The following is a 25,669-nucleotide window of genomic DNA, read 5'->3' on the forward strand; positions in this document are numbered from 1 at the left end:
GTTTAGGCCGGGCGCTCTGGAAAGATTTGTCTCGTTTGCCGGATGGCGTTGCTGTTTCGGTCGGTTTGACCAATAGTCATTGCAGAGGTGGATAATCCTTCCAAGGCGAGGCGATGCAGCTCACCGAGCAGGACCGCAGGCTGGTCACCCTTCTGCAGGGCGACGCCCGCATCTCGAATCAGGATCTGGCCGAGCGCGCCGGCATGTCCGCTTCCGCCTGCTGGCGGCGGGTGCGGGCGCTGGAGGAGGCCGGCGTGATTGCGAGCTATCGCGCCATCGTCGATCCGGCCAAAGCCGGGCTCGCCTTCAGCGCAATGGTCCATGTCGGGCTGGTGCGGCACGAGGCCGACCACGTCGCGACCTTCATTTCACGCGTGGCCGAGCGGCCGGAAGTGCTGGAGTGTTTCGCGACCACCGGCGAGGCGGATTACCATCTGCACGTCGTCTGCCGCGACAAGGACGCCTACAACGAATTCCTGGACCACTTCCTGTTCAGGCTGCCGGGCATCGCGCATGTCCGCACCAACCTCGTCCTGAAGGAGATCAAGGTGCATGGCGCGGTGCCGGTGTGAAGATCGACCGCAGGTCGTCGCTCAGGCGGGCGCTGCTGCGCTGAGCTGCAGGTCGCGCGCCTTCTGCGCGACGGCGCGGCTCTCGATCGATAGGCGCTGCTCGAGCTTGCGCAGCAGCCAGCTCAGCGACGTGGTGATGCAGAAATAGATCGCTCCGGCGGTGAGGAAAACTTCGTAGGGCGCGAAGGTATTCGATACCTCCAGCCGCGCCGCGCCGGTCAGATCCAGCAAGGTGATCGTGCTCGCCAGCGACGTCGCTTTCACCGTCAGGATGATCTCGTTCTCGTAGGCGGGCAGGGCCAGGCGGATCGCGAGCGGGATCGTGACCTTGCGCTGCGTCTGGAACCATGACAGGCCGAGCGCCCGCGCCGCCTCGTTCAACCCCTTCGGGACCAGCCTCAGCGCGCCGGCGATGATCTCGGCGGTATAGGCGGCAGAGTTGAGCCCAAGCGCGATGATCACGCACCAGAACGGGTCGCGGAAGATCGGCCAGAGCGCGGAGCTCCGGATGAAGTCGAACTGCCCGAGCCCGTAATAGACCAAGAAGACCTGCAGCAGCGAGGGAACGCCGCGGATGACGAAGATGTAGGTGCTCGCCGGCCCGTGCAGCCAGGCCGAGCGCGTATTGCGCGCATAGGCCAGCGGGATCGCGATCAGCATGCCGAAGATCAGGATGAGGACCGCGAGCCTGCCCGTCAGCCCGACGCCCTGCAGCAGGTTCGGGAAGGCTTCGGCCATGATTTGGAGGTCAAGCATGGTATCGCTCAGGCAAAGCCGCGATTGGAGCGCAGGCGGGCGCGGTGCAAGCCCCAGGACGCCGCGCTGGTGATGGCGAGATAGAGCAGCGCGGCGACGGCGTAGACGAAGAACGGCTCGCGTGTCGCGCCCGAGACCACGGCGGACGCCCTGAGCAGCTCCTCCAGCCCGATCACGGAGATGAGCGAGGTCTGCTTGATCAGGATGATCGAAAGATTCCCGAAGCCCGGCAGCGCGATCCGCCAGGCCTGCGGCAGCACCACCCAGAAGAAGGCGACGCTCCGCGGCAGGCCGAGTGCATGCGCCGCCTCCGATTGCCCGCGCGGCACCTGCCTGATGGCGCTGCGGAAGATGTCGCTGGCATAGGCCGCAAAGATGAAGGCGAGCGCCGCCACGCCGGCGGCGAAGCCGTTGATGTCGACATACTGCCCGGTCAATCGGGTGAGGGCGACTGTGCCGCCGAAATAGATGAGGTAGATGACGATGAGGTCGGGTACGCCCCTGACGATCGCGGTATAAGCCTCCGCCGCATAGCGGAACGGCTTGCTGCCATAGGTCTTGAGCGCCCCGAGCGACAGGCCGAACACGGTTCCGACCAGCAGCGCCATGGCGGCGACCGATAGCGTCATCCCCGCTCCGTAGAGCAGTTGCAGGCCATAGCCGGAGAGCCAGGCCAGGGTCATGGCAATGCGTCCCCCGCATCTTCGCCGGCGCGGCTCGCGACCTTCTGGCGGATCAGCTCGCGAACGGGCCCGTCCCGCCAGGCCTGGAGCTTGCCGCCGGAGGTCCGCTCGTCGGCATAGACGATCCAGACATCATCGGGCGAGCCGAGGATCTCGTCGACGCGGACGCGGTCCGGATACTGCTCGGCATATTCGAGATAGACCAGCGCCGAGTCGTATTTCCCGGCAAGCAGGTTCTGGAAGATGATCGGCAGCGAAGGGTCCGAGACGCGCGTCTCCCAGCGGTCGATATCGATATAGCTCTCGGTCGCCGGGGCCAGCAGGCCGATCGATTTCGGTCGCTCGACCTCGGAGCGCGTCAGCACCGCCAGCTCCTTGCTGCGGGAGATGAAGCTGTCGACGGCGAAGACCTTGTGGAAATGCGTCCCGAGCGTCGGTGGCGTATCCGGATGGACCGCGCATTGGACGACGAAATCATAGTCGCCGCGCATCAGCCCGGTCGTGGCGATGGTGAAATCGGGCACCAGCACGATCTCGCTGTCGGGAATCTCGTGGAACTTGATGTATTCCCTGGTCACCAGCTCATGGTTGGTGCCGCTCGGGCCAAGTGTCGCAAAGGTGATCATGGAGGCAGCCTCGTTCTACCGGGCCGAAGGCAAGCCGAGCCCGCCTTCGGCGCAGCCCGTCGTTTCACATCAGCTTGAAGTCGAAATACTTCTTCGTGATGTTGTCATAGGTGCCGTTGGCGATCAGCGTATCAATGGCTGCGTTGACCTCTTCGAGCAGCTTGGCGTCGTCCTTGCGCAGGGCGATGGCGTTGCCTTCGCCCAGCAGGCCGCCGGTGTATTCGGGGCCGACGAGGGCAAAGCCCGCTGCCTCCGGCCGCTTCAGGAAGCCGAGCATCGAGGTCACCTTGTTGGCGAGCAGCAGGTCGACGCGCCCGGCGATGAGGTCGAGCTCGACATCGGTGGTCTTGTCGTAGCGCACGATCTCGGATTTCGGATAGGTCGCGGTCAGATAGGCGTCCTGGATGCTGCCGCGCTGCACGCCGATCCGCTTGCCCTTGAGCGCGTCGGGGCTGGTGTCGGCGGGCGCATCCTTCCTAGCGACGAACTGGCTCGCCGTGTTCTTGTACTTCTTGGAGAAGGCGACCTGCTGCTTGCGCTTTTCGGTGACGCCCATGCTCGCGACGATCAGGTCGTATTTCCTGGCGTTGAGGCCGGGGATGATGCCGTCCCATTCCTGCGCCAGGATCGTGCATTTGGCCTTCATCACCTCGCACAGCGCGTTGGCGATATCGACGTCCCAACCCGTCAGCTTGCCGCCTGCGTCGACGAAGCTCCACGGCGCATAGGTTCCTTCGGTGGCAATCCGCAGGTCTTTTGCTTGCGATGCTCCGGCGAAGACGCTCGACAGGGCCGCGCAGAGAAGAATAGTCTTGAGTTTTCGATTGTTGAGCATGATCCCCTCACGACATTTATTATCGATCGTTGCAAGGATTGTTCTGCCACGCCTGCGGCTTGTCAACGCGCTGGCAAATATTTTCATCTCATGAAAATGTCGCTGCCGGGACCGCGCGGAGAGTCCGTCGGAGTGGCGCTGTGCAGGCTCGAAACGGATCCGCGAAGGCTGGGAGGTTCTGCTTTGGTCGATCGCAAGCGCGACGGCAAACCGCCGGAAGGAAAGCGTGTCAGGCGCGGGGCGCTAGCGATGATGACGCGGCCCGGCCGCACGGCCACGGGCGAGGGCTCAGCCGCAAAGGCGGCTGGCGAGTCCGATGGCGGGCAGGGCGGCCAGGCTCTCGCCGCGGCTGTCGGCCAGGAGATCAGGAGCCTGCGGCTGAGCCTGAGCATGGCCGCCAACCAGCTGGCTGAAGCCGCGAAATTGTCGAACGGCATGCTCTCCAAGATCGAGCGCGGCTCGGCCACCCCGTCCTTCACGACGCTCGTCTCGATCGCGGCTGCGCTCAAGGTGCCGGTCGCGCGGCTGTTCGCCTCCTATAACCAGCAGGCCGACTATTCGCTCGTGCGGGCGGGGCAGGGCATCGCCGTGCAGCGCCGCGGCCAGCGCGCCGGTCTGAGCTACGAATTGCTCGGTCACTTGCTCTCGGGCGAGAAGTATATCGAGCCCTATCTGGTCACCCTGACGAGCGAGGCGGCGGACCATCCCGGCTTCCAGCATACTGGGATCGAGTTCATGCACATGCTCGAAGGCTCAATGGTCTACCGCTATGCCGATGCGTCGATGGAGCTGCGTCCCGGCGACACGCTCGTCTTCGACGCCAATTTCGTCCATGGCCACGAGCGGCTGCTGACGCCGACCGTCCGCTTCCTGTCGGTGGTATTCAATCTGCGCACCTAGGGCAGAGGGAAGCCGGCGGCTCAGCGCAGCAATCGCACGAGGATCGCGGCGACGCACTGCAGGGCGGCATCCTTCGCGCGCCGTCGGTGCCAGGCCAGATGCAGCGCAAAACCGGGCACGGGAAGCGGTGGGGGAAAGGAGGCGAGCCCCTCGAACTCGGCCAGGACCCGCGACGGGAAAAGGGCGATCATGTCCGAGCCGCGCAGCAGCTCCGGCACCATCTGGAAATTGGGCACGACCAGGCCGACGCGCCGCGACAATCCCCGGTTGGCGAGTTCGGCATCGATCGGCGTGCGCGTGTCGCCGCGACCGGAGACGAGGATGTGTGGGTAGGACAGCCAGGCTTCGAGATCGAAATTCGCCGCAGCGGGATGGCCTGTCCGCATGGCGGCCATATAGCGTTCCGTCAGCAGTTCCTCGCGATGGAGATCGTCCTCGGCCGGCGGGAAGACCGAGATGGCGAGGTCGGTGGAGCCATCGACCAGGGCGGCGCGTGCGGCATCGGCGCCATGCCAGGGCTGGATCACCAGATCGAGGCCGGGCGCCACGCGCTGCAACTCCTGCTGGAGCGGCGCGATGACGATCAGGGCCGGATAATCGGCCATGGTGATGCGCAGCGTCTGCCGGATCTCCGCGAGCGGCACTTCCGACGGGTCGACCAGTTCGGTCACGCCCGCCAGCAGCGATTTCAGCGGCGCGCGCAGCGCTTGCGCCTTCGCGGTCAGGGACATGGTGCCGCGGCCGCGCTCCAGGAGCTCGTCGCGGAACAGATGGCGGCAGCGCTGCAGCGCCGCCGAGGCCGCCGGCTGCGACAGGCCGAGCCGGTCGGCCGCGCGGCTGACATGCGCCTCGTCGAGAAGCGCGTCGAGGATGACGAGGAGGTTAAGGTCGAGCGCACGTAAATTCATGGAATCGATAATAGGATAGATCATCAATCGATTGGAGTAATTTGTTCTCGCCGAGCATCGTCCTCTCGCCAGAACGGGAGACGACCATGACCAAGACCCTCATCCTGTTGTTTCACCGCGATCTCTCGCAGTCCAAGGCCAATGCCGCCCTGTCGGCTGCGGCGGCCGGCCTGCCCGGGGTCGAGATCGTCGACATGCAGGCGCTCTATCCCGATGGCATCGACATATTCCGCGACGGGGAGCGCGAGGCCGCCCGACTGCTCGGCGCCGACCGCATCGTGCTGCAGTTCCCGATCCAGTGGTACTCCACGCCGGCCCTGCTGAAGGCGTGGCAGGACGCGGTGCTCACCCGCATGTTCTACCTCGCCTACGAGGCCGAGGGCCGGCGGCTGGAAGGCACGCCGCTTATGATCGCGGCGACCGCCGGCAACGTGCCCGACGCCTATCGTCCGGGCGGCCGCAACATGTTCGCCATGATCGACCTCTTGGCGCCGCTGCGCGCCACCGCCCATCGCTGCGGCCTGCCCTGGAGCGAGCCCTTCGTCCTCTACGAAGCCGACAAGCTTCCCGCCGAAGCGCTCGAAGCGGCCGCCACCGACTATGCCGCCGCACTCGAAGCCTGGATCGCGGCGACGCCGGCCACGAGCCGGGAGGCGGCGTGAGGCGGTTCCCGCCCGGCGTGGTGCGGTGTTCAGGCCACGATCTTGCCGGGATTGCAGAGATTGTCGGGGTCGAACAGCCGCTTGAGCTCGGCCATCAGCGCCAGTTTCACCGGGTCGGCGTGGCGTTGCAGGGCCGCGATTCGCTTGCTGCCGACGCCATGCTCGGCGGAGAACGAGCCGCCGAGCCCGCGCAACTCGCCATAGATCGCAGTCTCCACGGCCGTCCGGACATTCGGCCGGAGCGGGCCGGGGCGGTTCAGGACGATGTGCAGGTTGCCGTCGGCGAGATGGCCGAATAGATAGGGCTCGATTGCCGGGTCGATCGCCTTCAGCGCCGGTCGCAGGCGCTCTACATAGCCATCGAATGCGCGCGCCGGCAGCGAGATGTCGTAGGACGGCGCCTGCGGGTGGAGCCGGTAGAGCACCTCCGTATCCTCGCGCAGCCGCCAGAGCTGCGCCGACTGGGCCATCGAGGTGCTGACGATGCCGTCGAGCTCGGGATCCGTCTCCGCGAGGGCTGCGAGCGCGTCCTCCAATCCGATGCGGGCAGCCTCGAAACCCGCGCCGCCGAGCTCGACCAGGAGCAGGCAGGGCGAGCGCAGCGGCAATTGCGTCGGATCGAGGCCGAGCGCGGCAGAGGTCGCGGCCGCGAAGCCGGACCACATGATCTCCGCCGCGAGCAGCGGCGCCGATCCCGCCCGCTGCCGGCGGACGATGTCGAGCGCCTGCGCCGCCCCGGCGGTGCCGAGCAGCGCTGTCGCGCGGCCGTTCGGCAGGGGATCGAGCCGGATCACCGCGCGCGTGACGATGCCGAGCGTGCCCTCCGCCCCGATCAAGAGCTGCTTCACATCATAGCCGGCGCTGGTCTTCAGGACGCGCGTCATGTCGTCGACGAGGCGCCCATCGGGGAGCACGGCTTCCAGGCCGAGCACGCGGTGGCGCATGACGCCGGTGCGGAAGGCGGTGATGCCGCCGGCATTGGTCGCGATCAGCCCGCCGATCGTGGCCGAGCCGCGCGCGGCGAGGTCGAGGCCGGGATGGAGCCCGACGGCCGCCGCCGCCTCTTGCAGGGCTCCGAGCGTGACCCCAGCCTGGACCACGGCGATGCCGCTGTCGGGATCGATCTCCTCGATCCTGTCGAGCGCTCCGAGATCGCAGATCAGCTGCTCGGGCGTGGTGACGGAGCCGCCGACGAGGCCGGTCCGCCCGCCTTGCGGCACGAAAGCGCAATGATGCGCCCGGCACCACGCCACCAGCTCTACGACCTCCGCGACGGAGCCGGGGCGAACGAGCGCGAAGGCGTTCAGATTGCCGGCGTCCCAGCCGGGATCGCGCGCGGCAAGCGCATCGCGGCCGAGCACCTGGCTGCCCGGCAGATGCGCGCGCAGGGAGGCGACCCGGTCCGGCGCGGGCCCGGCCGGCATGTCTTCAACCCGCATCGTTGATGTCCCTGGTCTCGCCGCGCTGCAGCAAGAGGCGGGTGAGCCAGTCCGGATCGACATCGGGCACGCAGGAGAGCAGCAGGCGCGTATAGGCGTCGGACGGCGTCTCCAGCACCGCATCGCGCGGCCCGCTTTCGACCACGGCGCCCTGGCGCATGACGACGACTTCGTCGGCGATGGCGCGGACCGTCGCGATGTCATGGGTGATGAAGAGGCAGGATAGGCCGAGCTCCTTCTGCAGCCGCTGGAGCATCGCGAGGATATCGGCCTGGACGACCTGGTCGAGCGCCGAGGTCACCTCGTCGCAGATCAAGAGCTCGGGATCGGCGGCGAGCGCGCGGGCGATGCAGACGCGCTGCTTCTGCCCGCCCGAGAGCGCGCCGGGCAAACGGTCGAGCAGTTCGGGCTTCAGCTCGACCAGGGCCATCAGCTCGTGCAGGCGGGCCTCGCGCGCCGCGCCCTTGAGGCCGCTGGAGAGCTGCAGCGGCCGGCCGATCGCCTCGCGGATGCTCTGCCGGGGATTGAGCGCCGCATCCGGGCTCTGGTGGATGAGCTGGACGCGGCGAAGCTGATCGCGCGAGCGATCCCGCAGGGCCCCCGGCAAGCGGCTTCCATGAAGCCGCACCTGTCCGGCCGCGGGCGACAGCAATCCGGCGACGACGCGCGCCAGGGTCGATTTGCCGGAGCCGGATTCGCCGACGAGGGCGACCGTGCCGCCTGTCCTGACCGTCAGCGAGACATCCCTGAGCACTGGGACGTAGCCATAGGAAGCGCTGATCCCGTCCAGTTCCAGCAGTGGCGCGCCGTGATCCGGCTCGGGCATCTTCCGGATCTGGCGCACCGCCCAGAGCGAGCGGGTGTAGCTCTCGCGTGGGGCGGCGAGCATCGCCCGCGTCGGGGCTTCCTCGACGATGCGGCCATGGCGCAGCACGGTGATGCGGTGGGCGAGCTGCGTCACCACCGCAAGATCATGGGTGATGTAGATCGCGGCGGTCCGGAAGGCCTCGACGATGTTGCGGACGCAGGCGAGGATTTCGACCTGCGTGGTCACGTCGAGGGCCGTGGTCGGCTCGTCGAAGACGATGAGGTCGGGCCGGCAGATCATCGCCATCGCGATCATCACGCGCTGGAGCTGCCCGCCGGACAGCTCGTGCGGGAAGCGCTCGCCGATATGGTCGGGGTCGGGCAAGGCCAGGCGCGCGAACAGCTCGCGCGCGTCCTGTTCGGCCTGACGCCGACCCATGCCTGCCTGCCGCGTGGCGGTCTCGACCACCTGGTCGATCAGGCGATGGGCCGGGTTGAAGGAGGCGGTGGCGCTCTGGGCGACATAGGCGATGCGGGTGCCGCGCAGTGCCCGGCAGCGCTCCGGCGGCAGGGCGAGCAGGTCTTGCCCGTCGAACAGCACGGAGCCTCCGGCAAAGCGGCAGCCCGGCCGGACATAGCCGAGCGCGGCGAGGCCGATCGTCGACTTGCCGGCGCCCGATTCCCCGATCAGACCGAGCACCTCGCCGGCATGCAGCTTAAGATCGATGCCGTCGACGATCCGCTGCGGTCGGCCGGGCCCGCTCGTCTCGATCACGAGGCCCTGCATGACGAGGAGCGGCGCGCTGCCCGCCTCGGCCTGCGGGCGCGATGCCGACACAGCGAGGCTCGCGATTTCAGCGTTCATCGCTCACCCCGTGATGGCCAGCCGCGGCCCAGTCGATGACCAGGTTGATGCCGATGGTCAGGAGCGCGATGGCGCCGGCCGGAAACAGCGGCATCAGGATACCGAACGAGATCGCGGCGGCGTTCTCGCGCACCATCGAGCCCCAATCGGCGGTCGGCGGCTGGATGCCGAGGCCGATGAAACTCAGCGTCGCGATGAACAGGAAGACGAAGCAGAAGCGCAGGCCGAACTCCGCCGCTAGCGGCACGACGATGTTGGGCAGGATCTCGCGGCGCATGATCCAGCCGGTTCCCTCGCCGCGCAGCCGCGCGACCTCGACGAAGTCCTGGGCCGCGACGTCCATCGCGGCGGCGCGCGCGATCCGGAAGACCCGCGTTGCATCGAGCAGCGCGATGACGCCGATCAGCACCGGCAGCGTCGAGCCGGCAACGGCGAGGACCAGCAGCGCGAAGATCAGGGTGGGGAAGGCCATGACGAGATCGACCAGCCGGCCGAGGAGCTGGTCGACCACCCCGCCGCGTACGGCCGCGACCAGTCCCAGCGTCGTCCCGGTGAGGAAGGAGAGGGTGGTCGTTAGCAGCGCCAGCGTGATCGAGTTGCGGGCGCCGTAGATCAGGCGCGAGAGCACGTCCCGCCCGAGATGGTCGGTGCCCAGCAGGGTCGCCGGGCCCTCCGCCGCCGGGTCCCAGAAGCCGCCGGCCCAGGGACCGCCGACGATCTCGGTTTCGCCATAGGGCGCGACGAGCGGGGCGAAGAGCAGGCAGAACAGATAGAGGGCGACGACCGCCAGCCCGATCCGGGCCGAGAGCGGGGCCGTGCGGAGCGCTGCGATGCTGGTCATGCCCGCGCCTCCCGATTGCGGGGCCGGCGCAGGCGCGGATTGGCCAGAAGCGCCAGGATGTCGGCGAGCAGGTTGAGGCCGATATAGGTGCCGGCGAACAGCATGCAGCAGGCCTGGACGACGGGGATGTCGCGCTTCGCGACAGAGTCGACCAGCAGCTGGCCGAGGCCGGGATAGACGAACACCACCTCGATCACCACGACGCCGACGACGAGATAGGCGAGGTTGATGATGACGACGTTGATGATCGGCGACAGCGCATTGGGCAGGGCGTGGCGCACGACGACGCCGAAAGGTCCGACGCCCTTGAGGCGGGCCATCTCGACATAAGGCGATGCCATGACGCCCATGATCGCGGCTCGCGTCATCCGCAGGACATAGCCGATCACGGCGAGCGACAGAGTCAGGGCGGGCAGCGCCAGCATCGTCAGCGTCTCGACGAAGCCGCCCTGGCTCGACAGCGAGATCGCCGGCAGCCAGCCGAGGCCGACGGAGAAGCAGGCCACCAGCATGTAGGCGGTGAAGAATTCGGGGAACGAGATCGCGAGCAGCGAGGCCGTCGAGGCGACCCGGTCGAGCGCCCGGTCGCGATGCACGGTCGAGAGGATGCCGAGCAAGACGCCGAGCGGCAGCGCGATCGCCGCCGCCAGCGCCGCCAGCGACAAGGTCGCGCCGAGCCGCGGCGCGATCAGCTCCGCGATCGGCCGATCGTTTGCGAGCGAGCGCCCGAAATCGCCGCGCAGCAGGCCCGCCGTCCAGTCGGCATAGCGCACCACCAGCGGCTTGTTCAGGCCGAGTTCCTGCCTGAGCGCCGCGACCGAGGCGGGCGTCGCGCTCTGGCCGAGGATCGCCTCGGCCGGATCGCCCGGCAACATGTCGACGGCGAGGAAGACCAGCAGCGAGATCACGAACAGGGTCGCGACCCCGAGCGCGATCCGCTGGGTTATCATGGCGAGGACGCCGTGCATCGAACGATCCTTGCTGGCCTGACCGGCTCCGGCGGGAGCAGGTCAGGCGGCCAAATCCGGGCGGACGACGCGGCTCAGGCGAACCACCAGCGCTCGGAGGCGCGGCAGCCGTCGAGCATCCAGTCGCCGGCGAGCTCTCCAAACGCCAGCTTGCGGCTGGTCGCGTCGAGGAAATCGGCGAAGGCGAAGATGTTCGAGCCGCCCTCATCGTGGATGATGCGCTGCGCCTCGCTGTAGAGCGCGCGGCGCTTGCCGGTGTCGAACTCCTTGCGAGCTTCGGCGACGATAGCGTTGAGGCGCGGATTATTGATGCGCGTCTCGTTCCAGCCGGCCTTGGTGCCGGTGTCGGAATAGCCCAGCGTCAGCAGCACGTCGTCGTTGATGCGTCCGCTCCAGCGCGAGGTGCAGAGCGGCTTCTTGTTCCAGACCGAGGACCAGTAGCCGTCCTCCGGCTCCTTGGCGACGTCGACGGTGATGCCGGCCTTGGCCGCATGGGCCTTGAACAGCACCGCCGCGTCGGTCGCGCCCGCGAACGGCGTCTCGGAGACATGGAGCTGCACGCGCAGGTTCGCCTCGCCCGCCTTGGCGAGGTGGAACTTCGCCTTGTCGGGATCGTAGGCGCGCTGCGGGATCGAGCCGTCATAGAACTCGTAGGCGGCTGAGAGCGGATGGTCGTTGCCGGGCGAGCCGAAGCCGCCGAGCACGCGCTTCACGATCTCCTCGCGGTCGATCGCGTATTTCATGGCGAGGCGCACGTCGTTGGAGGTGAAGGGCGCCTGGTCGACCATCATCGGGAAGGCGAAATGCGCCTTGCTCTTCACCCGGTTGATGCGGACCGCGGCATTGCGCTCGAGCAGCGCGACGGTGCGCGGATCGACGGCATTGTAGGCATCGATCTGGCCGGTCAGCAGCGCGTTGGCGCGGGCCGTCGCGTCCTTGATGCAGATCATTTCGACCGTGTCGAAATTGCCCCTGCCGGCTTTCCAGTAGTTCGGATTGCGCTTCACGCGCGAGCGCACGCCCGGCTCGAACTGCTCCAGGATGTAGCCGCCGGTGCCCATGCCGCGGCGATAGTCGGTGTCGCCGTCGGGGATGATGACGAGGCCGACCGAGCTGGTCAGGGCCGGAAAGCCGACATTGCCGTCGAGCAATTCGAACACGACCGTATCGGGACCGTCGGCCTTGACCGTGGCGATCTGCGCCAGGATCGGCTTGGTCATCGACTTCGAGCCTTCACGCCGATGGGTGTTGTAGGAGTGGACGACGTCGGCCGGCGTCAGGCTCTTGCCGTCATGGAAGGTGACGCCCTTGCGCAGCTTGAAGGTCCAGGTCTTGGCGTCCTTCGAGCCCTCCCAGCTTTCCGCCAGCTCGGGGACGAGCTTTCCGCCCGGTCCCGCCTCGACGAGGTTGTTGCGCAGCTGCCATTGCAGGTGCTGCGAGAACTGCGTCTCGACCAGGGTCGGATCGAGCGAGTCCGAGGTCGCGAAGTCGGAGATGCCGACCCTGAAGGCGCCGCCGCGCTTCGGCGCCTGCGCGCTGGCAGTCGACGGCAGGAGTTGCGCCGCGCCGAGCGCGCCGGCGCCGAGAAGAAGGCTTCGCCTATCCGGATATCCGTGGTTGGTCATTGCAGTTTCCCTCTGTGTTGCCGGAGCGGTTTCCGCTCTCGTTGGATGCTGGTGTCAGCTGCACGCCGAGGCAGGCGGCGAGCCCGGCGATCAGCCGGTCGTTGTCCGCGGCATGGCCGATGGTGACGCGCAGGTAGCTGCGATAGCCGGCCTCGCGCCAAGGCTTGACGATGATCCCCTCGCGCAGCAGCGCGGCGGCGATGACGTCGCTGTCGGCGCCGATGTCGAGGAACAGGAAATTGGTCTGCGAGGGCGCCGGCCTGAGGCCGAGCCGGTGCAGCGCCTCTCGCACCCGCTCGCGCTCGCTCCGCAGCCTTGCGGTCGAGGCCTTCATCCAGTCTTCGTCCCGCAGGGCAGCCATGGCGGCGATCTGGGCGGCGGCGTTGACGTTGAACGGTGTCTTCGCCGCTGCGACGGCGCGGGCGAGCCCGGCATCGGAACAGATGGCATAGCCGACCCTGAGGCCGGCGAGGCCATAAGCCTTCGAGAAGGTCCGCAGCACGATATGCGGCAGGCCCGCCGCGCTCAGGATCGCGCGCGCATCGGGCGCGCCCTCGTCGGCATATTCGAAATAGGCCTCGTCGAGCACGAAGAGCGTGCGCGGCGAGGCTGCCCGGGCGAGCCGTTCGAGCTGGTTCCGGTCGAGGGCGGGGCCGACCGGGTTGGACGGCGACGACAGGAACAGGATACGAGGCTCGGCCGCGAGCGCGGCAGCGATGGCTTCAATGTCGAAGCCGAGATCGTCGGCCATCGGAACCTTCACCACGCGGGCGCCGGCGGCCAGCGGCTCGATCTCGTGCAGGCCAAAGCTCGGTATGACGGTCACGACCTCGCAGCCTGGTGTCAGCGCCGCCCGCGCGATCGCCGCGATCATCTCCTCCGAGCCGTTGCCAATCACGATCCGGTCGGCCGCAGTCGCGAGCTTCTCGGCGAGCACGCTCCGAAGTTCGGTGCAGGCCGGGTCGGCATAGCGCCAGGGCTCGAATTGCGGCGAGCGCAACGCTTCCAGCACGGCAGGCGAGCAGCCATCGGGATTCTCGTTGCTGGCGAGCCGGGCGATATCGGAGCGCCCGCTCACCGCGCGCGCCACCGCGATGTTCAGCCCGGCATTATAGGGCGGCAGCGCCGCGACATGCGGATTGAGCATGAGCGAGCCGGAGGTCTGTCCGGTTTCGTCGACGAGGCGGATCGATGCTTCGCTCATGGGTGCGGCTTCTCCTAGAGATCCAGGACGAGCGGGCCGCGCGGTCTGGCGCAGCACAGCAGCACCTCGCCTGGCCCCGGCGGATCGAGCGGCTCCTCGACATAGTTGACCTCGCCCTGCAGCAGGTTGGTGCGGCAGGTGCTGCAGATGCCGGCGCGACAGGAGAAGGGTGGATCGAGGCCGAGCCGTTCGGCGAAGGCGAGCAGGTTGGCGTCGTTCGCCTCGTCCCATGCGGCCGAGCGTTCCGACCGCGCGAAGCTGATCTGCAGGCCGGCTCCGGCCTCGTTCGTTTCGATGGTGGCCACGGGTTCGTCGGCAAGTGGCAAGGGCTCGGCCGGGGGCGCCGCTGGCGCCTCCTCCTCCGCCCCTTCGAGCACGGTCGCGGGGCCGAAGAACTCGTAGCGGATGCGGTCCTTGCGCACGCCGAGCTCGCGGAAGGCGGCGTAGACACTGGCCATGAAGGGCGGCGGCCCGCAGAGATAGACGTCGTAGTCGCCGAGCGGCAGCCAGCTGCGCAGCAGCGCCTTGGTCATCAGCCCGTCGGCATGATGCAGCCCGGCCGCGACATCAGCCGGGGAGGGCGCGCGATAGCAATAGCGTGCCGTCAGCCCGGGGCGGCTGCGGATGAGCGCATCGACCTCCCGGCGCAAGGCGTGGACTTCGCCACCGTCGCAGGCGTGCAGGAAGTGCACCTCGCGCTCCGACTCGCTCGTCAGGGCGTGAAGCATCGAGACGAGCGGCGTCAGGCCGACGCCGCCGCTGGCGAGGATGACGGGCCGCTGCGTGTCCCTGGCCAGCACGAACTCTCCGCGCGGCGGCGCGATCTCGACGAGATCGCCGATAGCGACACGGTCATGCAGGAAGCAGGAGCCGACTCCGTCCGGCAGGCCGGGCGCTGGAGCGCCCTCGCGCTTCACCGTGATTCGGTAGCGCGCCCTGTCGGATGGCGCCGACGAGATGCTGTAGGTCCGCAGCGCCGCTGCCTGCCCGTCCTTACCGGGAATGCGGATCGGCAGGTATTGGCCGGGCTCGAAGGCTCGCCAGTCCGCGGGGTCGAGCGGCTCCAGTGCGAAGGAGGTGATCGTCCGGCTCTCCGGCGTCCGCGACACCACGCGGAACGGCCGGAACCGGGTTGCAGCTTGCGCAGCGTCCGCCACGGCGGCGCCTATTCCGCCGCCTGCTGGGCATTGGCGGCGGTCTCGGCCTCGATCATCTGTGCCAGGCGGCGGCGGAACCGCAGCGGCCCGACATCGATCTTGAGGTCGAGATTGGGGGTGCGCTTGTTGGCCATGCCCTGATGCACGGCGGTGAGGACCGCCCGGTCCTCCTCGAAGGCACCGCGCACCGAACGAGCGAACTGCGCCGAAATCTCCGGATCGTTCGGCGCGAAGTTGCGCATCTGGAACCAGAAATAGCGGGTGCTGTTCTCGTCGACCGGCGTCATGAAGTTGTAGCTGTCCATCAGGAACACGTCCGGATGGAGCGGCTGGCCGACACCGCCGCTGCCGGCCGGCGTGAAGATCGCCCGGATGATGGCGTGGCTGGGATAGCGCACCTCATAGTGCTGCTTGCGGTCGCAATTGCCCTTGAACTTCAGGAACGGGGCGTAGAAGGGCGCGGGCTCGGCATCCATCATCCAGCGCCAGACCGTGACGCCGTCCTCGCCGACGGTCGTCTCCAGCGGCGTCTCTTCGGTGCCGGCCCCGGCGAAGGAACTCTGGTGCACCCAGGCGACGTGGGAGGGGTCGAGCAGATTGTCGGTCATGTAGAGGTAGTTGCAGGCGATCGTCATGCCGTCGCCCTGGTTGACGCCCCATGTGGGGTCGCCCCAATGGTTGACGGCGAAGATCGACGCGGGGTCGGCCAGCGCCGGATCGCCCATCCAGACCCAGATCAGGCCGTAGCGCTCCGCGACAGGGTAGGAGCGGACGCGGGCGACATGCGGAATCCGCTCGGCGCCGGGAACGCGGGTGCAGGTGCCCGTGCAGTCGAAGGTGAGGCCGTGATAGCCGCATTCGACGTCGTCGCCCTTGATGCGCCCCATCGAGAGCGGCAGCTTGCGGTGCGGGCAGGCGTCCTCGAGCGCGGCCAGCTTGCCGTCGCGCCGCCGGTAGAGCACGACGTTCTCGGACAGCATCGTCACCGGGTGGAGCTGGTCCCGGACCTCATGGTCCCAGGCCGCGACATACCAGGCATTTTTCAGGAACATCGACGCCCTCCCATCAATCGCCATCGAGGGGATGATAGGCAGCGATGCGGCGCCGGCTTGAGTCCGAAGAATTGCGTTACATTTTAGATTTGCTAAAATGTGAAGATCGGATGGGAGGCAGGTTTGGCATTGCCGCCGCTCAAGGCGCTTCAGGCATTCGAGGCGGTCGCGCGGCTGGGCAGCGTGTCCGATGCGGCGGCCGAGCTGTTCGTCACGCCCGGCGCGATCAGCCAGCAGATCAAGAAGCTGGAAAGCTGCCTCGGCATCCGGCTCGTCGAGCGCAATGGGCGCGGCGTCGAGCTGACCTCCTGGGGGACGGCCTACCAGCTCGACATCACCGGCCCCTTCGCGGCGCTCCGCCAGGCCCATGCCACGCTTCACCGCAAGCGCGCCGGCGCCGGCCTCGTCGTGAGCTGCCTCGCGACCGTGGCCAGCCGCTGGCTCGGCCCGCAGCTCTTCGACTGGCAGGCGCTGAATCCGGCCTCGAAGATCCGCCTGGTCGGTGCCGAGTCCGAGCCGCGGCTGTTCGAGGACGGTGTCGATTTCAGGTTGTCATATGGCTCGAAGAGCCAGTCTTTCGACCACTACGCGCCGCTCTTCACCGACTGGGTCGTGCCGGCCTGTGCGCCCGGCCTGATCGCCGGCAAGGCCATCGCGGCACCGGAAGACATCTTCGCCTGTCCCCTGATCGGGATCGAGTGGGAGGGATCGCACAGGCCTGCGCCGAGCTGGGAGGAGTGGGCACGCAGCGTCGGGGTTTCCGTGGGCAATGTCTCGACCGAGCTCGCCTTCTCCTTGTCGAGCACGGCCTTGGATGCCGCCGTCAACGGCCGCGGTTTCGTACTCGCCCAGATCGCGATGATCCGCGAGGACCTTGCCTCCGAGCGGTTGGTCGTGCCGATCGACCGGCGGCTGCAGCTCGGCGAAAGCTATTTCCTGGCCTGGGACCGAGCCGCGCTGGAGAAGCCTTTCGGCGCGCAGTTCCGCGATTGGGTGCTGGCCATGTCGCGTGCGCAGCAACGCATCTCCGCAGCCGTTTGACGGAGGAGCTTCGCCCTCCTGTTCGGCGTCCTTGCAACGACCAGCGTAAGCGGGCGCGGCGGGGCATTGTTATTGCAATCGTTTGTAGATCGAGCTGAAATCGACGCTTGGCAGCCGATGCTTGATTAAGCAGGCAATATGCGTGCGTAGGATGCCGGTTGGCGCTATCAGGAGGAAGCACTGAAGTTGCGTTGTACAATCGATTGTAGTAGCGAGAGTCGGCCGCTAGGGTCTTCGGGCTGGCGCGTCGCGGCACTCCATAGAGGCAAAGAGGCGGAAGGCCATGAGCATCAGCTTCACCGTCAACGGCAAGGCAGTCACCTCGGGCGCCGATGGCGGCTCGACCCTGTTGCTGGTCCTGCGGAACGAGCTCGGGCTTCACGGCACGCGGTTCGGCTGCGGTGCAGAAGATTGCGGTGGCTGCACGGTCCTGATCGACGGGCACCTGCACTATGCCTGCGGCCAGTTCGTCGAAGACGCCGCCGGAAAGCAGGTTGAAACGGCCGAAGGGCTGCAGGGAGCCGTCGCGGACGCGCTGAGGGAGGCGTTCTTCGAGGTGGGTGCCGGCCAATGCCGCTACTGCCTCAGCGGGATCTTCGTAACCGCCTACGCGCTGCTGACGCGCAACCCTTCCCCAAGCCGCGATGACATCCGCACCGCCTTGTCGCGCAATCTCTGTCGTTGCGGCGCCCATGCCAGCATCGTGCGCGGCGTCGAGAGAGCCGCGGCGCTGATCGCCGCGGCGGAGCGCTGAGATGGCACAGGTGACCGCGCCCTTGTCCGCCTCGGCCGGCCACTGCCTCGGCGATTGGTTCGACCTCTCCGTCCCCGGCAAGGTTCGGCTCAAGACCGGCAAGGTCGAGCTCGGCCAGGGCATCCTGACGGCGCTCGCGCAGATCGCGGCGGAGGAGCTCGATCTCGATCTGCGGCAGGTGGAGGTGATCTCCGGCGACACCGGGATCTCGCCTTTCGAGGCCGGAACGGTTGGCAGCATGTCGATCGAGACCTCCGGCCCGCTCGTGCGTGCCGCTGCGGCCGATCTGCGGCGGCGCCTGATCCATGCGGCGGCGATGCGCGCGCAAGCTCCCGCCGACGAGGTCGCAACCCGAAGAGGGGCGTTCGAGTTCGACGGAGGGGTGCTGCCGGACACGATCTGGACCGTCGTGCCGTACCTCGATCTCGACGGCCGGATCGACGGCACCGCTCCGCTCAAGCCGCGCGACCGATACAGCGTGGTCGGGACAAGCGCGTCGGCCATCGGTTCGCAGCAGAAGCTCGCCGGCGCGGCCTTCGTCCACGATATCGTCCTGCCGGGCATGCTGCACGGGCGCGTGCTGCGCAAGCCGCACGCGCTCGCGCGCCTCCAACAGTTCGACGGCGCGAAGATTCTCAATCGGAAGGGCGTCGTTTCGGTCATCGTCGAACGGGATTTCGTCGGCGTCCTCGCAGAAACCGAGCATGAGCTGGACAAGGCCTGGGAAAAGGTCCCGAGCGCGGCAAGCTGGGACCTTCCCGAGATCGCGCGCCACGAGACCGTGCTCGACATCCTGCGCGGCAAGCCGAGGCTGGACACCGTCATCCGCGATGATTTCGGCAGCGACCGTGGCGCTCCTGGGCTGATCGAAGCCATGTTCACCAAGCCGCTGGTCGGCCACGGCTCGATCGGACCGTCATGCGGCATCGCGCTCATTCATTCGGACAGCGCGGAGCTGTGGAGCCATTCCCAGACGGTCTTCGCGCTGCGCGACCAGGCGGCGCGCGTGCTCGGTTTCGATGCCGGGGCGGTGCGCGTTCGGCATGCCCAGGGAGCGGGTTGCTATGGTCATAACGGCGCCGACGACGCCGCCATGGACGCTCTGCTTCTCGCCCGGGCCGTGCCGGGACGCCCGGTGCGCGTGCAATGGTCTCGCTTGGACGAATTGACGGCCGAGCCGCTCGGCTCACCCATGAGCGTCCGGGTGGCGGCTGCGGTCGATCAAGGACGTGTGGTTCATTGGGAGCTCGAAACCCGGTCGGGCTCGCATGTCCAGCGCCCCGGCTGGAATGACGGAGTGAACCTGCTCGGCCCCGCCGCGATCTCCGATGATTGGTCGTTCGCGGCCCAGCGCGATCTGCCGATGCACAATGGTGGGACGAAGAACGCGGTCGCGCTCTACGATTTCCCGCAGCGTGTCACGCACCAGTTCGTTCCGGACATGCCGTTCAGGCTTTCGGCGCTGCGCTCGCTCGGAGCCTTCGCCAACGTCTTCGCGGTCGAAAGCATGATGGATCAGCTGGCGGAAGCGGCCGGCATCGACCCGGTCGCGTTCCGCCTGGCCCATCTCTCGGACGAGCGGGCCCGTGCCGTCATCGCGCGGGCCGCGGCCTTGTCGAGCTGGGGCGAGCCGCCTCCCGACGGCTGCGGCCGCGGCATCGGCTTTGCCCGGTTCAAGAACACGGGCGCCTACTGCGCCGTCGTCGCGCTCGTCGAAGTCGAGGAGCAGATCGTGCTGCGCGGCCTGTGGAGCGCGGTCGATGCCGGTCTGGCGATCAACCCGGACGGCATCGTCGCGCAGGTCGAGGGCGGCATGATCCAAGCGGCCAGTTGGGCCTTGAAGGAAGCCGTGCCAACGGAGGGATCGCTCCTGACCGCCGAAAGCTGGCGCGACTATCCAATCCTGAGCTTCGCCGACATTCCGGACATTCAGGTCGAGATCATCTCGAACCGCGAGGATTCTTCGAGCGGTGTCGGCGAAGTCTCGTTGGGTCCGACGGCCGGGGCCATCGGCAACGCGGTCGCGGCGGCGCTGGGCGTGAGAATCCACGATCTCCCCATGACGCGGGATCGCGTGATCGCGACGCTCATGGGCTGAGTATCCCCTGAGCATCGTGCGACGCTGTCCCGCGAAAGAGCGGCAACGCACGACGATGGTCAGGGCAGGACCACTTTGGGAAACTCGGCGACCAGATGGTCGATGAACACGCGCACCGCCGGAAGGAGCCCTTGCCGGTAGGGGAGCAGGGCCGAGATGGTAGAATCGCCGGTAAGCCAGTGCGTCCGCTAGGGCGCAGCGCGTTCTAGAACGGGATGTCGTCGTCGAGATGGCTCGACGAGCGCGAGCCGCCGCCGCTCGCCATCGCCGGCTGGCGCGAGCCGCCACCGACCGGGCTCGAGCGGCCGAAGGAGCCGCCGCCCGAGGAACCCTCGTCGCCATAGCCGCCGCCGCTGCTGCCGCCACCGAACTCGTCGCCGCCCTGGCCGCGGCTGTCGAGGATGGTGAGCTCGCCGCGGAAGCGCTGCAGCACGATTTCGGTCGTGTACTTCTCGACGCCCTGCTGGTCCTGCCACTTGCGGGTCTGCAGCTGGCCCTCGATGTAAACCTTCGAGCCCTTCTTCAGGTACTGCTCGGCGACCTTGGCGAGGTTCTCGTTGAAGATCACCACGGAGTGCCACTCGGTGCGCTCCTTGCGCTCGCCCGACTGCTTGTCGCGCCAGGTTTCCGAAGTGGCGATCCTGAGATTGACCACCGGCTCGCCGCTGCCGAGGCGCCGCACCTCGGGGTCGCGCCCGAGATTGCCGACCAGAATGACCTTGTTGACGCTACCAGCCATGACAGGCTCCATTTCCTGCGCACTTCAGCACAAATCCGGCCGGATGACCGGAGCCGGACCCTAGCGGGCCATGCCGGCACTATCAATGATGTTCTTGTTTTGTTCAAGTCCTTTTCAAGGCTTGTCCCCGACAAAGTTCGTGCGCTCGAACGCTCGTGTTCCTATCGACGACTGGGCGGCCAAGCAGCCGAAACACGACCGTCATTCCGGGGCAGGCCGAAGGCCTGAGCCCGGAACCCAGAACCGATGCGCTTGCGGGCTGAGGCGCGGCGATCGATCTGCATTTCCGGATAGGACATCGGTTCTGGGTTCCGGGCTCGCCGCTCCGCGGCGCCCCGGAATGACGTGGAGGTTCTGTACGGAGCGACCTCAATAGCCGAACTGCTCGCGCAGGATGCGCTCGTCCAGGCTGTGGCCGGGATCGTGCATCATCACGAGATCGAGCGAGCGGTCGATCGCGATCTGCACCGAGATGACATTGTCGATCTGGGTGTGGTCGGCAACCGCGCTGACCGGGCGCTTTTCGGCCTCCAGCACGGCGATCGTCACCCTGGCATGGTCGGGCAGGAGCGCGCCGCGCCAGCGCCGCGGGCGAAAAGGCGAGAGCGGGGTCAGAGCCAGGAGCGGAGCATCCAGCGGCAGGATCGGGCCGTTGGCTGAGAGGTTGTAGGCGGTGGAGCCGGCGGGCGTCGCGAGCAGGATGCCGTCGGCGACGAGCTCGGAGAGGCGCACCTGTCCGTCGACCGAGAGGCGCAGTTTTGCCGCCTGATAGGAGCGGCGAAACAGCGAGACCTCGTTGATGGCGCGCGCCTCGACGCGCTTGCCGTTGCAGTCGACCGCCGTCATCGCCAGCGGGTGGACGACGCTGCGATGCGCCGCCTCGAGCTTCTGGCGCAGGCCGCGCTCGCGGAACTCGTTCATCAGGAAGCCGACCGAACCGCGGTTCATGCCGTAGATGGGCTTGGCGGTGCCCATGAAGCGATGCAGCGTCTGCAGCATCAGCCCGTCGCCGCCGAGCGCGACGATCACGTCGGCCTGCGCCGGATCGGCATCGCCATAGCGCTCGACCAGCTTGGCGCGCGCGGCCTGGGCCTCGGCGGTGTCGCTGGCGACGAAGGAGATGGCGGTGAAGCGCTCGGTCATCGCTTGTATCCGGCAGGCATGATCCCGACCGGTCTAGCACGCCATCGCGGCTGATCGCGAGCCGGGCCTGCACCAAAAAAAGAAAGGCCGGGGCGCATGCCCCGGCCTTTCCCCAGCGGAGGAGCGAGGGTCTCAGATCGCGCTGCTCCACTGCACCGGTACGAACTCGAAGCCGTTGCCCGCCTTGGCGATATGGCCGGTGGCGGGGAATGGCGCGTGGTAGAAGCAGACCTGCATCTTGTCGGCCACGGCCATGTCGAGCAGCTTGCGGCGGGTGGCGGCCGCCTGCGGCCCGTCCATGTCGAACACCGCCGACCAGTCGGGATTGCGCACGAACAGGGCAGGGTGGTTGGTCGTGTCCGACAGCACCATCAGCTTGCCGCTGCCGGAGGAGACGGCGAAGACGGTGTGGCCGGGGGTATGGCCGGGCGCGGCGATCGCGGTCACGCCAGGGATGATCTCCTTGCCGGCCTCGTATTGCTTCACATCCTTGGCTACGGGGCCGAAGACGCGGCGCACGCCGGCGAAGGCGCCCTTCATCGCTTCAGGCGCGGCGTTCATCTTGGCGTCGTCCATCCAGAAGGCCCATTCGGCCTGCGGCACCATCACCTCGGCATTCGGGAACACGGCGGTGCCGTCCTTGAGCCGGAAGCCGTTGATATGGTCGCCATGGAAATGACTGAACACCACGGTCGAGACGTTCTTCGGGTCGAGCCCGGCGGCCTGGAAGTTCTTCATCCAGGCGCCGGAGGTCGGCGCACCGGAATCGCCGTTGCCGGTGTCGATCAGGGTGATCTTGTCGCCGATCTGCAGCGCCAGCGTGGTGAAGGTGATCGAGAGCGCGTCGCTCGGCAGATAAGCCTGTTCCATCGCCTTCTTGACGTCGGCGAGCTCGGCATTGCGCACGAAGCCTTCGAGCGGGCGCTTGGCGAAGCCGTCGTTCAGGGCGGTGACGGTGATGTCACCGACCTTGTAGCGGTAGAATCCCGGGTTCTGGTTCACGGATGCTCCTTGCGCGTGGGCCGGCTCGACGCCGCCCGGCAGATCGAGCGCGGCAGCGACGGTGAGCGCGCCTGCGCCTGCCATCACGGTGCGGCGCGAGGGTTCGAAACGGGCCATCCATCAGGCTCCAACAACGAGAAGGGCACGACCTCTCCCGGATGGCGCCCCGCCAGCCGGAATCGTGCCCTGGGCATTGCTCAGCCCGAGCGTCAAACTAGCTGGGCGAACAACGCCTTCAACCGGCGTTTGGTTGCCTTGGGTCAATTGTCCGTGAGTTCGCCGTCGCCGTGCGGCCTTGCCGAGGCGGGCTGATTCGATCTCTTCGCCGAATCCGCCTTGTCGTTGGAATCGGGATCGTTTCAGCGCTCGGCCTGGGCCGGACTCTGGTCGGAACGGCCCCTCGCGAAAGCCTTGAGCAGGGCGGCGCAGAGTGCGAGCGAGGCGAGCGCGCCATGGCCCGAGCAGCCGGCGACCAGCGCCTCATAGGTCTGCTCCTCGGTCGCGACCGATTGCAGGCTCCAGTTCCAGTCCGGCGCCTTCTCGCGGATGACGCCGACGGCGACGTCGATCTCGGCGCTGATCTTGCCGATCGCCTTCCACAGCGAGCCCTGCTGGTAGATGCCGCCGGGCGGGGTGCGCGGGGCGAGCAGGGTGGTCGGCTTGCGCCGGACGGTGAAGCCGAGCGCCTCGTAGATGTCGGCGTCGAGATTGCGGTCGGGGCGACCGGTGCTCTCGCAGCGCGAGGCGAGAGCGAGCAATTGGTCGCGCTGGTCGGCAGAGGTCATCGCTCGGCAGGCTCCGGTCGTCCTCGTCGTCGCGGCGGCATGGCGGGCAAGCGACACGCCACCGAATCGGATGGTGCCGGCGGAGAGGATCGAACTCCCGACCTTCGGTTTACAAAACCGCTGCACTACCGCTGTGCTACGCCGGCCCTTGCGCTGCGGTATCAGGCCGGGGAGGCGAGGGCAAGGCCGGTGGCGGGCCGGCCGGCTCAGCCACGGTCTCCGGTGCCTCCGTGGCGGCGAGATTCGCCGCGGCTTTTCAGGCATGGGCATCCGACCCGGTCTGCGATCGGTGATCTCGCGGGACGTGCCGGCTTGTGTCGTGGGCAGCGGCAAATCAACCACACCAGATCGATTTGGCGGGATGTGAACGGCTGTTCATTGCCTCGCGCGCGACGCTGGCTAAGCCTATCGCTCGGTTGGGCTGAGCCTTGATATGACGTCCCTGATCATTCCTGCAGTTGCGGCGGCGCCGCGCAAGCGGTTTGCGCTGCGCCTTCTCGCTGGCACGGCGCTCGTTCTGCTGGCGACGCCGTTTGCAGCACCAGCGCTCGCCGATGGCGGACGCGGCGGCGATGGCTATGCCGGAGCTGCCGGCGGCGGCGGTCTCGATAATCCAATTGGCGCCGGAGCGGCCGGCCTCAATGGCACAGGTCAGTATCCCGGCGGCGGTGGCGGTGGCGGTGGCGCCGGCGCCGTTACCGGCGGTGCAGGTGGATTTGACTCACTGGGAGACCCGGCCGTGGGTCGAGGCGGCACGGGTGGCGTTCACGGCTTCGTCGGTGCCGGCTTGCCGCTGGCCGGCAGTGTCGGCAGCAATGGCGGCGGCGGTGGCGGCAGCGGCTGGTACCAAACCGGCGGCGGCGGCGGCGGTGGCGGTGGCTATGGCGCCGTGATCACAGGCGCTGGCGCATTGGGAATCCTGTCCGGCAGCATTACCGGTGGCAATGGTGGTAGCGGTGCGGGCAGCCAAGATAATTGGGGCGGTTCGGGCGGCTCCGGCGGCATCGGCCTCTTCTTCACCGCTGGCAGCGTGGCAAGGACGCTCGCGATCACAGGCACGGTCCAGGGCGGCAATGGCGGCCACGGTGGCGGCAGCGGTTACAACCTTGCCGGCTCCGGTGGAGCCGGCGGCGTCGGCATCATGTTCGCGAGCGGAAGCGCGACGACGACCCTAACTGTCACGGGCACGGTCCAGGGCGGCAATGGCGGTAGTGCGGGGCCGGGCTACCCCGCCGGCGAACTCGGCGCGGGCGGCGCCGGCATCGTCGGTTCGAACCTGTCGATCACGACCAGCGGCACGATTTCGGGCGGGACCGACATCGGGGGCGGGAACCGCGCCGCGGCGATCCGCTTCACCGGCGGCGCCAACAGCCTCACCTTCGGCAATGCCACCTCCGGCCTGATCGGCGATATCGTCATCGAGGCGGGCACGCTGACCTTCGCCCAGCCGGCCGATGTCACAGTCGACAATATCGTGAGCGGCGCCGGCGCGTTGATTAAGACCGGCACGGGGACGCTGACGCTGACACAGGAGAACACCTATTCGGGCGGGACGACGATCGCGGGCGGCGCGATCAGCATCTCCAAGGACAGCAATCTCGGCGCGACCTCAGGGGCGCTGACGCTGGATGGCGGCGTGCTGCAGGTGACCGGGACGACGCTGAACGGGCTGACCCGCAACATCATCCTCGGCAGCCAGGGCGGCGGCTTCGACATCGTCGAGGCCGGCAACAGCTTCATCGTGAACCAGTCCCTGACAGGCACCGGCTCGCTGGCGAAGACCGGCGCCGGCACCTTGGTGCTCAAGGGTGCCAGCAGCTATTCCGGCACGACGACGGTGTCGGAGGGAACGCTGCGGGCCGGCGCCACCAACGCCTTCTCCGCCAATTCGACCGTCACGGTGGCATCAGGCGCGACGCTCGATCTCGCCGGCCTCAACCAGACGATCGGCTCGCTCGCCGGCGTCGGCACGGTCACGCTCGGCTCGGGCACGCTGACGGCGGGCGCGAACAACAGCTCGACCACCTTCTCCGGCAAGATCACCGGCACGGGCGGTGTCACCAAGACCGGCACCGGCACGCTGACGCTCACGGGCACGAACACCTACACCGGCTCGACCAAGGTCTCGGGCGGCAAGCTGGTGGTCAATGGCTCGATTGCGAGCACGGTGACGCTCGATGGTGGCACGCTCGGCGGCTCGGGCACGA

Annotated in this window: 24 protein-coding genes and 1 tRNA gene; 7 read left to right on the plus strand and 18 right to left on the minus strand. The window is 67.7% G+C overall.

What is annotated here, in order from left to right:
• Window positions 1-113: 113 nt before the first annotated feature.
• Window positions 114-572, plus strand: a complete 459-nt coding sequence (locus AC3WLC_RS22165) for an Lrp/AsnC family transcriptional regulator (protein WP_493686060.1) — start codon at window positions 114-116, stop codon at window positions 570-572.
• 21 nt (window positions 573-593) lie between these two features.
• Here AC3WLC_RS22165 and AC3WLC_RS22170 read toward each other — a convergent pair whose 3' ends face one another.
• From AC3WLC_RS22170 to AC3WLC_RS22185, 4 genes are all read right to left on the minus strand, one after another.
• Window positions 594-1,328 carry an ABC transporter permease gene (locus AC3WLC_RS22170; RefSeq protein WP_493686061.1) on the minus strand — a complete coding sequence of 245 codons (735 nt, stop codon included), beginning with the start codon at window positions 1,326-1,328 and terminating at the stop codon, window positions 594-596.
• 8 nt (window positions 1,329-1,336) lie between these two features.
• Window positions 1,337-2,011: an ABC transporter permease gene (locus AC3WLC_RS22175; protein WP_493686062.1), complete on the minus strand. Its 675-nt coding sequence runs from the start codon at window positions 2,009-2,011 to the stop codon at window positions 1,337-1,339.
• Window positions 2,008-2,637, minus strand: coding sequence for a hypothetical protein (locus AC3WLC_RS22180; RefSeq protein ID WP_493686063.1), 630 nt, complete (start codon window positions 2,635-2,637; stop codon window positions 2,008-2,010). The genes AC3WLC_RS22175 and AC3WLC_RS22180 overlap by 4 nt, the downstream gene beginning before the upstream one ends.
• Before the next feature lie 64 nt (window positions 2,638-2,701).
• A complete protein-coding gene (locus tag AC3WLC_RS22185; protein ID WP_493686064.1) occupies window positions 2,702-3,472 on the minus strand; it encodes a transporter substrate-binding domain-containing protein in 771 nt (256 codons plus the stop codon).
• 249 nt (window positions 3,473-3,721) lie between these two features.
• Between AC3WLC_RS22185 and AC3WLC_RS22190 the strand changes: the two genes are divergently transcribed.
• A complete protein-coding gene (locus AC3WLC_RS22190; RefSeq protein ID WP_493686065.1) occupies window positions 3,722-4,372 on the plus strand; it encodes a helix-turn-helix domain-containing protein in 651 nt (216 codons plus the stop codon).
• A gap of 20 nt (window positions 4,373-4,392) precedes the next feature.
• On the opposite strand, the gene AC3WLC_RS22195 is transcribed toward AC3WLC_RS22190, so the two are convergent.
• Window positions 4,393-5,280 carry a LysR substrate-binding domain-containing protein gene (locus AC3WLC_RS22195; protein WP_493686108.1) on the minus strand — a complete coding sequence of 296 codons (888 nt, stop codon included), beginning with the start codon at window positions 5,278-5,280 and terminating at the stop codon, window positions 4,393-4,395.
• An 86-nt stretch (window positions 5,281-5,366) separates the two neighbouring features.
• Between AC3WLC_RS22195 and AC3WLC_RS22200 the strand changes: the two genes are divergently transcribed.
• Complete coding sequence (locus AC3WLC_RS22200; protein WP_493686066.1) at window positions 5,367-5,942, plus strand: NAD(P)H-dependent oxidoreductase; 576 nt, start codon at window positions 5,367-5,369, stop codon at window positions 5,940-5,942.
• A gap of 29 nt (window positions 5,943-5,971) precedes the next feature.
• On the opposite strand, the gene AC3WLC_RS22205 is transcribed toward AC3WLC_RS22200, so the two are convergent.
• The 8 genes from AC3WLC_RS22205 to AC3WLC_RS22240 form a co-directional block, all read right to left on the minus strand.
• Window positions 5,972-7,381, minus strand: a complete 1,410-nt coding sequence (locus AC3WLC_RS22205; RefSeq protein WP_493686067.1) for an FAD-binding oxidoreductase — start codon at window positions 7,379-7,381, stop codon at window positions 5,972-5,974.
• Window positions 7,371-9,053: an ABC transporter ATP-binding protein gene (locus AC3WLC_RS22210; protein WP_493686068.1), complete on the minus strand. Its 1,683-nt coding sequence runs from the start codon at window positions 9,051-9,053 to the stop codon at window positions 7,371-7,373. Before AC3WLC_RS22210 ends, AC3WLC_RS22205 begins: the two co-directional genes overlap by 11 nt.
• The gene (locus AC3WLC_RS22215; protein WP_493686069.1) at window positions 9,043-9,894 is read right to left on the minus strand and encodes an ABC transporter permease; all 852 of its coding nucleotides are present in this window, start codon (window positions 9,892-9,894) and stop codon (window positions 9,043-9,045) included. Before AC3WLC_RS22215 ends, AC3WLC_RS22210 begins: the two co-directional genes overlap by 11 nt.
• A complete protein-coding gene (locus tag AC3WLC_RS22220) occupies window positions 9,891-10,862 on the minus strand; it encodes an ABC transporter permease (RefSeq protein WP_493686070.1) in 972 nt (323 codons plus the stop codon). The genes AC3WLC_RS22215 and AC3WLC_RS22220 overlap by 4 nt, the downstream gene beginning before the upstream one ends.
• A 74-nt stretch (window positions 10,863-10,936) precedes the next feature.
• Window positions 10,937-12,487, minus strand: a complete 1,551-nt coding sequence (locus AC3WLC_RS22225) for an ABC transporter substrate-binding protein (protein ID WP_493686071.1) — start codon at window positions 12,485-12,487, stop codon at window positions 10,937-10,939.
• A complete protein-coding gene (gene hisC / locus AC3WLC_RS22230) occupies window positions 12,462-13,691 on the minus strand; it encodes a histidinol-phosphate transaminase (RefSeq protein ID WP_493686072.1) in 1,230 nt (409 codons plus the stop codon). The genes AC3WLC_RS22225 and hisC overlap by 26 nt, the downstream gene beginning before the upstream one ends.
• Before the next feature lie 14 nt (window positions 13,692-13,705).
• Window positions 13,706-14,848: a 2Fe-2S iron-sulfur cluster-binding protein gene (locus AC3WLC_RS22235; RefSeq protein ID WP_493686073.1), complete on the minus strand. Its 1,143-nt coding sequence runs from the start codon at window positions 14,846-14,848 to the stop codon at window positions 13,706-13,708.
• A gap of 8 nt (window positions 14,849-14,856) precedes the next feature.
• The gene (locus tag AC3WLC_RS22240; protein ID WP_493686074.1) at window positions 14,857-15,900 is read right to left on the minus strand and encodes an aromatic ring-hydroxylating dioxygenase subunit alpha; all 1,044 of its coding nucleotides are present in this window, start codon (window positions 15,898-15,900) and stop codon (window positions 14,857-14,859) included.
• A gap of 123 nt (window positions 15,901-16,023) precedes the next feature.
• Between AC3WLC_RS22240 and AC3WLC_RS22245 the strand changes: the two genes are divergently transcribed.
• The 3 genes from AC3WLC_RS22245 (at window position 16,024) to AC3WLC_RS22255 (ending at window position 19,793) form a co-directional block, all read left to right on the plus strand.
• Complete coding sequence (locus AC3WLC_RS22245; RefSeq protein ID WP_493686075.1) at window positions 16,024-16,941, plus strand: LysR family transcriptional regulator; 918 nt, start codon at window positions 16,024-16,026, stop codon at window positions 16,939-16,941.
• A gap of 283 nt (window positions 16,942-17,224) precedes the next feature.
• Window positions 17,225-17,695 carry a (2Fe-2S)-binding protein gene (locus AC3WLC_RS22250; RefSeq protein ID WP_493686076.1) on the plus strand — a complete coding sequence of 157 codons (471 nt, stop codon included), beginning with the start codon at window positions 17,225-17,227 and terminating at the stop codon, window positions 17,693-17,695.
• A 1-nt stretch (window position 17,696) separates the two neighbouring features.
• Entirely contained in the window at window positions 17,697-19,793 is a 2,097-nt protein-coding gene (locus AC3WLC_RS22255; protein ID WP_493686077.1) for a xanthine dehydrogenase family protein molybdopterin-binding subunit, read from the plus strand.
• A 205-nt stretch (window positions 19,794-19,998) separates the two neighbouring features.
• Here AC3WLC_RS22255 and AC3WLC_RS22260 read toward each other — a convergent pair whose 3' ends face one another.
• The 5 genes from AC3WLC_RS22260 to AC3WLC_RS22280 form a co-directional block, all read right to left on the minus strand.
• Window positions 19,999-20,532 (minus strand): single-stranded DNA-binding protein, encoded by a 534-nt coding sequence (locus tag AC3WLC_RS22260; RefSeq protein WP_493686078.1) that lies wholly within the window; start codon window positions 20,530-20,532, stop codon window positions 19,999-20,001.
• Between the two features lie 369 nt (window positions 20,533-20,901).
• Entirely contained in the window at window positions 20,902-21,675 is a 774-nt protein-coding gene (locus tag AC3WLC_RS22265; RefSeq protein ID WP_493686079.1) for an NAD kinase, read from the minus strand.
• A gap of 132 nt (window positions 21,676-21,807) precedes the next feature.
• Window positions 21,808-22,794, minus strand: a complete 987-nt coding sequence (locus AC3WLC_RS22270; protein ID WP_493686080.1) for an MBL fold metallo-hydrolase — start codon at window positions 22,792-22,794, stop codon at window positions 21,808-21,810.
• A 242-nt stretch (window positions 22,795-23,036) separates the two neighbouring features.
• Window positions 23,037-23,462: a hypothetical protein gene (locus tag AC3WLC_RS22275; protein WP_493686081.1), complete on the minus strand. Its 426-nt coding sequence runs from the start codon at window positions 23,460-23,462 to the stop codon at window positions 23,037-23,039.
• Window positions 23,463-23,533: 71 nt separating this feature from the next.
• Window positions 23,534-23,608: transfer RNA gene (locus tag AC3WLC_RS22280), tRNA-Thr, on the minus strand.
• A 287-nt stretch (window positions 23,609-23,895) separates the two neighbouring features.
• Here AC3WLC_RS22280 and AC3WLC_RS22285 point away from each other — a divergent pair.
• On the plus strand, window positions 23,896-25,669 hold a 1,774-nt coding region (locus AC3WLC_RS22285), incomplete at its 3' end, for an autotransporter-associated beta strand repeat-containing protein (RefSeq protein WP_493686082.1).

It is taken from the genome of Allobosea sp. GW821-FHT03A12, from assembly GCF_058986765.1.